Below are 1,284 nucleotides of genomic sequence, written 5' to 3' on the forward strand. Positions count from 1 at the left end.
GATTCGACCAGGGCGATCCTGCGCTCGTCGCGCAGCAACTGCCTCGGCCTGGCCGCCATGTCGAACTCGGTCGACCCCCACGCCCACCACCCACCCAGTGACGAAAGGGAAGCCCTCGTGCACAAACTCACCTTCGACCCGCAGAGCGCTCTGGGAGCGCAGGTCGTCAATCTGTTCAACCACCTCAAGACCGATGTCGAGGACAACGACGGCTCCTGGGATGGCGGGGACGTCGTGGACGCGCTGACACGGTGGCTCGGCGAACTGGGCATCGACATTGACGGTGACGCGATCGTCGCGGACACCGCGGCCGCCGGCACCACCGCAGACGCCGAGCCCCTGTCCCGCCGCACCGTCCGCCACGCCGACCGCGTCCCCGCACTGCCCGCCACCCAGCAGGACCTGAACCGCGACGACCTGCATGCCCGGGGCTGGAACGACTACCTCATCACGAACCGTCTCGGCCGGCCCGACCGCCGCGACGTCCTTCACCGCGGCACCACCGCCCGCCCGGTCGGTACCTGGAAGCGCGGCCGTGTCCTGTCGGCGGAACACGAACTGCGCGGCGAGAAAGCCGTCACTCCCGAAAATGCCGAGGACCTGCTCGGCACACGGGTACGCATCGAGGCGACCGGCCGCACCGGCGTGCTGCGCCACCTGAAGCACAGCGTCGACGGCCAGTCCATGCGGGCGGGAGTCGACCTGGACACCCTGCTGCCCGGGGGTATGACGATGCAGTGGGCCGACCTCGACCACGGCGTCGCCGTGCTGGCCGACCAGACCCCCGTGCGGGACGACGCCCACGCGGAGCTGACGCGAGAGCTGCGGTACCTGAGGACCGAACGCGGGAGGGCCCAGCGCACCGCCCGGGCGGTGGAGGCCCGCTCGCGGGCGCTGAACGAGACCGCGGAGCAGGCCAAGGACGCGGTCGTGCTCCACCTGCCGCAGGCCTTCGTGGAACTCGTCCGGGACCTTCCCGTGATGCAGCTGCCCGAGCCAGAGATGACGGACTCCCGGTTGCTGAAGGTCCGCCTCGCGTGGGAGGGCGCCCAGGCAGCCGTCGTGGGCCTGGACCGCAACGACGGTCTGCTCCTGGTGGCCGTTCTTGACGTGATGTGGTGGTTCGACCGCCTCGCGCTGCAAGCGCTGGTCGGACGTCTCGGCCCGCTGACGTCCCACCAGCTGGAGGCCTGCCGCCAGGTGCGCGATCACGTGGAGCGGATCTCCTAGGAGCCTCGGACGAACCCGTACTGCCCGGGTCCCCCCGGCACTCCGCCGGGGACC

At 70.9% G+C, this 1,284-nt stretch carries 1 protein-coding gene; it reads left to right on the forward strand.

The window, feature by feature from the left end; translation table 11 throughout:
• Nucleotides 1-1,230 (forward strand): hypothetical protein (locus ACIQOV_RS41835; protein WP_401056435.1); only part of this gene is annotated, 1,230 nt, incomplete at its 5' end.
• Nucleotides 1,231-1,284: the final 54 nt, after the last annotated feature.

Origin of the sequence: Kitasatospora sp. NPDC091257, assembly GCF_044757675.1 — a bacterium.
In the GTDB taxonomy this organism is placed as follows: Bacteria; Actinomycetota; Actinomycetes; order Streptomycetales; family Streptomycetaceae; genus Kitasatospora; species Kitasatospora lactacystinica.